The sequence below is a fragment of the Microbacterium umsixpiens genome (assembly GCF_053543675.1).
In genome coordinates this window covers 11,115-18,876 of sequence record NZ_JBLVOH010000244.1, presented here as the reverse complement: position 1 = coordinate 18,876, position 7,762 = coordinate 11,115, and the positions used below count along the sequence as shown (strand labels likewise).

Genomic DNA, 7,762 nt, shown 5'->3' with positions numbered 1-7,762 from the left:
GGCGGCCGCTGGCTCGCCGATCGGCAGGTGTTGACGCCCTGGGGCGAGCGCACGGTCCCCCCGCGCGACCCGGAATCGCCCTGGCCGGGGAGCCTGCCCGATCCGCTCCCGGCAGAGGTGTTCCGCCCGCCGCGTCCGATCGGAGTGCTGTCCGCGGACGAGACCACGATCACCATCGATGAGCGCGGGGCGCTCTCGAGCGATCCCGCCCGCATCGACGGGGCGGCCGTGCAAGCGTGGGCCGGCCCCTGGCCCATCCACGAGCGTCGCTGGTCGTCCGGCGGGGGCAAGCGCGGGCACCGACTGCAGATCGTCGACGACCGCGACCGCGCCTGGCTGGTCTTCCACACCGGCGAGCGCTGGTGGGCCGAGGGGAGGTATCGCTGATGGGCTGGCACAACCCGCCCCTCTCCTGGAAAGACCTGGAGCGCACCCTCAGCGGCGACGAGTCGCCCCCGCCCCCTCCCGGCGCCGAGCCGCGCGGCCAGCGGACGGATCCAGGGCCGGTGAGCCGGCGCCGCAAGCGCACTCCGCCCACCGCCATCGCTCGCCCCGAGGATGCGGTCCCCTACGCCGAGTTGCACGCCCATTCCTCGTACTCGTTCCTCGACGGCGCCTCCTCCCCCGAGGATCTCCTCGCCGAGGCCGACCGTCTCGGCCTGACCGCCCTCGCCCTCACCGACCACGACGGCTTCTACGGCGCGGCCCGCTTCGCCGAGGTCGCCGACCTCATGGAGAGTCCGCTGCAGACGGTGTTCGGAGCCGAGTTGTCGCTCGACCTGCCCGCACCGCAACGAGGCTCCGCCGATCCCGCTGGGGAGCATCTGCTGGTCCTCGCTCGCGGGATGGAGGGCTACCACCGGCTCTCGGGCGCGATCTCCGCCGCACAGCTGCGCGGTGGAGAGAAAGGGCGTCCCGTCTATGACCTCGACGATCTCGCCGCGCGCGCGGGCGGGCACTGGACGATCCTGACCGGATGCCGCAAAGGTGCGGTGCGCCGTGGGCTCGCGGCCGGAGACGCGGCCACTCCGCTGCGCTCCCTCGTCGACCTGTTCGGAGCCGACAACGTCGCCGTCGAGCTCTTCGACCACGGCGACCCCCTGGACACCCGCCGTAACGACGCCCTCGCCGATCACGCCCGTCGGATGCGGCTGCCGGTGGTCGCGACCAACAACGTGCACTACGCCACCCCCGCACAGGCACCGCTCGCCGAGGCGGTGGCCGCGGTCCGCGCGGTGCGCAGCATGGATGAGCTCGACGGCTGGCTGCCCGCCCACGGCGGCGCGCATCTGCGCAGCGGAGCCGAGATGTCCGCCCGCTTCCAGCGCTACCCCGGCGCGATCTCGTACGGGCTCGAGCTGGCCGCGGCATCCGCCTTCCCCCTGCGTCTCGCACGACCGGCGCTCCCCCAGCAGCAGGTACCGGAGGGGCACACGCCGATGAGCTGGCTGCGTCGCCTGGTCTGGGAGGCCGTGCCGTCGAAGTACCCCCGGCTGGACGACGCCGGCCACCGCCGCATCGAACGCGAGCTGGACGTGATCGAGGAGAAGGACTTCCCCGGTTACTTCCTGATCGTGCACGGCATCGTCGCGGAGGCGCGCAGACGCGGCATCCTCTGCCAGGGCCGGGGGTCGGCCGCGGCGAGCGCGGTCTGCTACCTGCTGGGGATCACCGCGGTCGACCCGATCCTCTACCGCCTCCCCTTCGAGCGCTTCCTCGCGACCACGCGGACGGAGGAGCCGGACATCGACGTGGACTTCGACTCCGACCGCCGTGAGGAGATCATCCAGTGGGTGTACCGGGAGTACGGGAGGGAGCGGGCCGCCCAGGTGGCGAACGTCATCCAGTACCGTCCGAAGAACGCGGTGCGCGACATGGCGAGAGCGCTCGGCCATTCCCCCGGGCAGCAGGATGCCTGGTCACGCCAGGTGGACGGCTGGGGTGTGGGGCTCGAGCCCGTCGAGGGTCATGACATCCCGGAGAACGTGCTCGCCTACGCGGGTGAGCTGCTGAAGGCACCCCGTCACCTCGGCATCCACTCCGGGGGCATGGTGCTCACCGCGCGCCCGGTCGGCGAGGTCGTGCCGGTGGAGCATGCCCGCATGGAGAACCGCACCGTCATCCAGTGGGACAAGGACGACTCCGCCTTCATGGGCCTGGTGAAGTTCGACCTGCTGGGGCTCGGGATGCTCGCCGCCCTCCAGCACTGCTTCGACCTGATCCGGGAGAACACCGGCGAGGAGTGGACGCTGGAGAGCATCCCCAAAGAGGAGGCGGGGGTGTATGACATGCTCTGTCGCGCGGATTCGATCGGAGTCTTCCAGGTGGAGTCCCGTGCGCAGATCGGCCTGCTCCCCCGCCTGCAACCCCGCTGCTTCTACGACCTCGCCATCCAGATCGCGCTCATCCGTCCCGGTCCCATCCAGGGTGGGGCCGTGCACCCCTTCGTGCGGCGAAAGATCGCGAAGGATCGTGTCGACGAGGAGAACCGGGAGCGCCTGGCCAGGGGCGAGGAACCCGTGGACTTCACGATCCCCTACCCGCACAGCGACCTGGAGGACATCCTCAAACGCACGCTGGGCATCCCGATCTTCCAGGAGCAGCTCATCCAGATGGCGACGGCCATCGGCGACTGCACGGCCGACGAGGCCGACCTGCTCCGCCGGGCGATGGGGTCGAAGCGCGGCCTGGAGAAGATCGAGAAGGTCAGAGACAAGCTGTACGCCGGCATGGCCAGGCGCGGCCTCGTCGATGAGGCGGCCGATCGCATCTACGCCCAGATCCAGGCGTTCTCCAACTTCGGCTTCGCGGAGTCGCATTCACTGTCGTTCGCTCTGCTCGTCTACGCCAGCTCCTGGCTGAAGCTGCACTACCCCGCCGCCTTCCTCGCCGGCCTGCTGCGCTCGCAGCCCATGGGCTTCTACTCTGCGGCGACCCTCACCGCGGATGCCCGACGGCACGGGGTGGAGGTGCGTCGTCCCGATCTGCACGTCTCGGGGGCGACGGAGATGCTGGAGCCTCTCGACGAGGGCGCGTCCGCGCAGGGGCCGACCGGCCGGGAGGACTGCCTCGACGATCCGCAACCGCCCACCCTCCGCTTCGACAGGGAGGCCCCGGACGAGTCCGCGGCACATCGACGGGACGGTGGATCCGCGGTGCGACTGGGGCTCAGCGGCATCCGCGGGATCGGCGTGCCGATGGCGGAGAAGATCGTCGCCGAGCGTGAGGCGCATGGACGCTACCGGGACCTTCACGATCTGGTCCGCCGGACGGATGCCACCGCCACGCAGCTGGAGGCGCTCGCCACCGCCGGCGCCTTCGACTGCCTGGGACTGGAGCGCCGAGAGGCCATCTGGCTTGCCGGCGCCGCGGCGGACGACCGCTCCCGCTTCCTTCCGGGGACCACCGTCGCCGTGCAGCCGCCCCTGTTCGCGGATCAGACCAGCTACGAGCGGCTCTCGGCGGACCTCTGGGCGACCGGGGTGTCGACCGACGACCATCCGATGGCGCACTTCCGGGAGGCACTGCGCACCCGCGGGGTGCTCACCGCCGCCGATCTGCAGGGCCACGAGGTCGGTCGCCGTATCGAGGTCGCCGGTCTCGTGACCCATCGCCAGCGACCGGCGACCGCATCCGGGATCACCTTCGTCAACCTCGAGGACGAGAGCGGCCTGGTGAACATCGTCTGCTCGGCCGGGGTCTGGAACCGTTACCGCCGTGTCGCCAGGGAATCACCGGCGCTCATCATCCGCGGCATCCTGGAGCGGTCGGCCGAGGGCGTGGTCAACGTGCTCGCCGACGGTTTCGAGGATATGCGCACCGGTCTCACACATCGGTCTCGGGACTTCCGTTGAGGGCGACCGCTCCGCATCACCAGAAGCGCTCGGGCTCCTCCACCGGGGGCCGATCCGCGCCACCCCATCGGTCGGCTTCGGCCTTCGCCGCATCGGCGGCCGCGTCGGCGCCGCGCAGCGCGATCTTGGCTCCGGTCGCTCCGGGGCCGATGGGATCGACCAGCAGAGTGGTGCGTGCCCCGATCCCGCCGATGGTCACCGTGCACTCCAGCACCCGGCCGATCCATCGCGAGAAATCGCCGCCCGGCTCCTCCGTGCGGCGGTAGCGGATGCCCGTGTCGAGGTCGACGAGAGCGAGGACGACGGGTTCATCGGTGAGCGGATCGACCTGCTCCGTCACCTCGACCCGGTGGCCGTGGGTGATGGCGACCTGAGCGGGGAGCACGAGCATTCTGTCCATGAGTCCACCCTAGGCATCGCCGCCGGGAAGACAACAGGCGACCGTAATCGCAACATTCGTAAATTTCTTTGTCCCCCAAATGGCGGACAAGCCGATTAAGCGGTACTCTGCTCAGGTAGCGGGGGCTACAGGCTGAGATCTGGGGAGATCAGCCGAGAGCGCAGCGAGAACTTCGCCGCCTCCCCAACCGTCCGGGAAGGACGGTCAGCCCTCTCGGCGGTACCGTCTGGGGCGGATCGTTCGGGAGGGCATACCCCGCCGACTAGCTCTGATCCCCGACGTGGCCCGGTGCGGTGAGCGACAGCACCCGCTCGACGAAGGCGGCGTACTCGTTCATGTAGTGCTGCAGGAACTCCCGCGTGCCGGCATCCTTCACCTCGCCGTCCGCGCCGAAGACCTCCGGATCGAACGTGATGTACGCCTCCGGGGCGTTCAGTTGCGGGGCGTTGAGGAAGCTCAGGACGCTGCGCATCGACGACTGCATCACTGCCGTACCGATGGCTCCGGTGGAAGCGCCGATGATGCCGGTGGGCTTGCGGGCGAAGGAGTTGTGGCCCCAGGGGCGGGAACCCCAGTCGATGGCGTTCTTCAACGCACCGGGGATGGAGCGGTTGTACTCGGGCGACACCAGCAGCAGCCCCTCGGAACCCTCGATGGCGCGCTTGAACTCCGTCACCGCGGCGACCGGATCGAGCTCGTCGTCGCGGTTGTAGAGCGGCAGGTCCCGGATCGGAATCTCGACGAGCTCCAGGCTGGGCGGCGCGAGCCCCACGAGCGCTTTCGCGAGGATCCGATTGATCGAGTCCTGCGCGAGACTTCCGACGAGATAGCCGATGCGATGCGTCATGTGTGCTCCGCAGGGAGGGCAGTCGGTCGAGTGCGTCAGCGTGATCCCCGCGTCCTTCCATTTCCAGGATATCTCCGGGATGGGGGCTTGCCGCAAGACCCCACCCATGCGGCAGAATCGACCCTCGCTCGTGCGATCCGGCCCTCGCGCGTGAAGGAGACCCATGTCTTTCGACCCCTTCCACCTGCCTGCGAATCTGGGCGCGAAATCCACCCCCGCCCTTCTCGACGCCGACCGCGATCACCTCGGACGGATCGCCGACACCCTGGAGGAGCAGCGCAGCGAAGTCACCAGACGCCTCGCCGAGGTACGCCGCCAGCGTGCGGGATTCGGCGACAGCGCCGTGGACCGCGACCTGGAGATCCGACGCCTGAGCGGGCGACTCCGGATCCTGCAGCGGTTCGGCATCGACATCTGCCTGGGCAGGATGACGCCGGCAGAAGGCGAACCGATCTACATCGGCCGCACGGGTCTGGCTGCGGCGGACGGCACCCGGCTGCTCGTCGACTGGCGGACCCCGGCGGCCGAACCGTACTTCGCCGCGACCATGGAGGATCCGCGCGGCATCGTCTCGCGCCGGCGATACCGCTGGACGGACGGTCGCATCAGTGACTACTGGGACGAGGCGCTCACGCCCGCCGGGTTCGACGGCGCAGCGTCTCTCGACGATCAGTCCGCATTCATCGCCAGCCTCGGCACGCATCGCACATCACGGATGCGCGACGTGCTCGCGACGATCCAGGCCGACCAGGATGCGATCATCCGCACTCGCTCGCCCGGCGCCCTCGTCGTGGACGGCGGTCCCGGCACCGGGAAGACCGTCGTCGCGCTGCACCGGGCCGCGCAGCTGTTGTATGCGGAACCGCGCCTGACCCAGAGCGCCGGAGGCATGCTGCTCGTCGGGCCGAACGCGCACTATCTCGCATACGTGGAAGATGTGCTGCCGAGTCTCGGCGAGGACACGGTGCGACTGTGCACGCTGCGGGACCTCGTCCCGGAGGGTGCGACCGCCGTCGACGAGACGGATGCGCGCGTGGCCTCGCTGAAGGCCTCACTCTCCCCCGACCTGATGCTCGATACCGCGGCGCGGTCGTTCGAGCGTCCGCCGCAGCATGCCATGCGCCTGGAGTCGCCCTGGGCCGACCTCTGGCTGAGCCGCCAGGAGTGGGTCGAGGTGTTCGCCGCCGCCGACCCCGCAGCGTCGCACAACGAAGCGCGCGACGAAGTGTGGGAGGAGATCCTGGAACTCCTGGTCGATCAGGTCGACGACGACGAGGTGCCGCCGCACGTGATCCGGCGCTGGCTGCGTCAGGACGACGACCTCACCGGGACGTTCGTGCGCGCCTGGCCGCTGCTGTCCCCGACCTCCGTGGTGGGGCGGATGTGGAACTCGCCCGCTCTGCTCCGGCAGTGCGCTCCGGAGCTGTCCGTGGACGACATCGCGCTGCTGCACCGGGAGGAGACGGCGCCGTGGACCACGGCGGATCTCCCGTTCCTGGACGCGGCGCGGCGCCGCATCGGCGACCCGGAGGCGGTGCGCGAGGAACACCGTCGTCAGGCGGTGATCGCCTCGGCGCAGGAGCAGATCTCCCACGTCGTCGACCACCTGATCGAAGACGACGACAGCGAGATGAAGGTGATGTCGATCCTGCGCGGGCAGGACGCACGGAACGTGCTGCTCGGCGTCGACGCCCCTCCGGCGCTCACCCCCGACGAGCTGGTCGGCCCCTTCGGACACATCGTCGTCGACGAAGCCCAGGAGTTGACGGATGCCGAATGGCGGATGCTCGTCGCCCGCTGCCCCTCGCGCAGCTTCACGGTCGTCGGCGATCGCGCGCAGGCACGGCACGGCTTCACCGAGACCTGGGAGGAGAGGCTCATGCGCATCGGTCTGCGCGATGTGCGGATCACCCACCTCGGCGTGAACTACCGGACACCGGCGGAGGTGATGGAGACGGCGGCACCCCTCGTGCTGGCGGCGATCCCGGACGCGAACGTGCCGACGTCGGTGCGAGAGAGCGGCGTTCCGGTGCGCTTCGGCGAAGCCTCATCACTGCCGGAGGTGCTGCACACCTGGCTCGACGCACATCCCGACGGCGTGGCGTGCGTCATCGGCGACCCCGGCTTCGCACCGACGGAGAGGGTGCGGTCGCTGACCCCCGAGGGCGCCAAGGGGCTCGAGTTCGACCTGGTCGCCCTCGTGCGGCCGGAGCAGTTCGGTGACGATGTGACCGGCGCCGTCGACCGCTACGTCGCCATGACCAGGACCACTCGCGAGCTGGTCATCCTGCGGTGAGCGGCGGATCCTCCGTCGTCAGGCCAGCGCGTCACGCAGCGTGAGGAGGTGGGCGCGGCTGAAGTCGGCCGCGCCTTTCGCGTCGCGGTCGGCGATCGCCTGGGCGAGCACGGCGTGCGCCTCGTGGTCCTCATCACCGCCGAACACCCGGCGGATGCGGAGCATCTCGACCATGGCCTCCCGCAGCCGCGGGGTGAAGCTGTCGAACAGATCGAGCAGGACCGGGTTGTGTGCTGCGGCGACGATCGACCGGTGGAAGACCGTGTCGGCGTCGACGTGGCTCTCGATATCCGAGCGGTGCGCAGCACGATCGGCCAGAGCACGGCGGAGGGCGCGCAGATCGGCGGGCGTGCGTCGTGGGGGGG

Annotated in this window: 5 protein-coding genes and 1 pseudogene; 3 read left to right on the top strand and 3 right to left on the bottom strand. The window is 70.0% G+C overall.

Features of this window, described 5'->3' with window-relative positions; translation table 11 throughout:
- Positions 1-387: pseudogene (locus ACNPM4_RS20405) on the top strand (DNA polymerase Y family protein); the annotation flags it as partial.
- The gene (locus tag ACNPM4_RS20400; protein WP_448986981.1) at positions 387-3,854 is read left to right on the top strand and encodes an error-prone DNA polymerase; all 3,468 of its coding nucleotides are present in this window, start codon (positions 387-389) and stop codon (positions 3,852-3,854) included. The pseudogene ACNPM4_RS20405 and the gene ACNPM4_RS20400, both read left to right, overlap by 1 nt.
- Positions 3,855-3,870: 16 nt before the next feature.
- On the opposite strand, the gene ACNPM4_RS20395 is transcribed toward ACNPM4_RS20400, so the two are convergent.
- Positions 3,871-4,254 carry a hypothetical protein gene (locus ACNPM4_RS20395; protein WP_091037394.1) on the bottom strand — a complete coding sequence of 128 codons (384 nt, stop codon included), beginning with the start codon at positions 4,252-4,254 and terminating at the stop codon, positions 3,871-3,873.
- 262 nt (positions 4,255-4,516) lie between these two features.
- Positions 4,517-5,101, bottom strand: coding sequence for an NADPH-dependent FMN reductase (locus ACNPM4_RS20390; RefSeq protein WP_448986980.1), 585 nt, complete (start codon positions 5,099-5,101; stop codon positions 4,517-4,519).
- Positions 5,102-5,264: 163 nt separating this feature from the next.
- On the opposite strand from ACNPM4_RS20390, the gene helR reads away from it, so the two are divergent.
- Entirely contained in the window at positions 5,265-7,397 is a 2,133-nt protein-coding gene (gene helR / locus ACNPM4_RS20385; protein WP_448986979.1) for an RNA polymerase recycling motor ATPase HelR, read from the top strand.
- Positions 7,398-7,415: 18 nt separating this feature from the next.
- Here helR and ACNPM4_RS20380 read toward each other — a convergent pair.
- On the bottom strand, positions 7,416-7,762 hold a 347-nt coding region (locus tag ACNPM4_RS20380), incomplete at its 5' end, for a FadR/GntR family transcriptional regulator (protein ID WP_448986978.1).

What these genes read in the sequence shown, in the direction of transcription:
- ACNPM4_RS20400 (WP_448986981.1), top strand. Translation starts at nt 387, where the DNA reads ATGGGCTGGCACAACCCGCCCCTCTCCTGGAAAGACCTGGAGCGCACC.
- ACNPM4_RS20395 (WP_091037394.1), bottom strand. Translation starts at nt 4,254, where the DNA reads ATGGACAGAATGCTCGTGCTCCCCGCTCAGGTCGCCATCACCCACGGC.
- ACNPM4_RS20390 (WP_448986980.1), bottom strand. Translation starts at nt 5,101, where the DNA reads ATGACGCATCGCATCGGCTATCTCGTCGGAAGTCTCGCGCAGGACTCG.
- helR (WP_448986979.1), top strand. Translation starts at nt 5,265, where the DNA reads ATGTCTTTCGACCCCTTCCACCTGCCTGCGAATCTGGGCGCGAAATCC.